This is a genomic window from Psychrobacter sp. 16-MNA-CIBAN-0192, assembly GCF_040309565.1.
Lineage (GTDB): Bacteria > Pseudomonadota > Gammaproteobacteria > Pseudomonadales > Moraxellaceae > Psychrobacter.
The window spans coordinates 1-274 of the sequence record NZ_JBEOOX010000233.1 but is presented as its reverse complement, the minus strand read 5'-3'; the positions used below and the strand labels follow the sequence as shown (position 1 = coordinate 274).

1 protein-coding gene is annotated in these 274 nt (G+C 55.5%); it reads right to left on the bottom strand.

All coding sequences use genetic code 11. The features are described 5' to 3' along the window. Positions 1–259 (bottom strand): protein adenylyltransferase SelO family protein (locus tag AAEY78_RS13045; protein WP_352339735.1); only part of this gene is annotated, 259 nt, incomplete at its 3' end. Positions 260–274: the final 15 nt, after the last annotated feature.

Here is a 274-nt window from a genome sequence, read left to right as displayed (position 1 = left end):
CTGCCATCGCTTGCGGGTGTTCCTGCGTGCGGGCACGGCGACCAAATAGCTCAAGTTGGCCAACCCGAATAAACGAAGGTGCCACACGTGTCGAGATAGCAACCGCCTCACTAATCATTTGGTCAGGATCTTGTGCGTTAGAGCCCTCAGAATACCAAGGCCGCTGCACCGTCTCGGTTTTAGACACATACAAACTCAGCGATCGCGATGTTGGTACGCCAAGCGCGTGCATGTGTTCTTGCGCGAGAAACTCACGCACACTGGATCGCAGCAC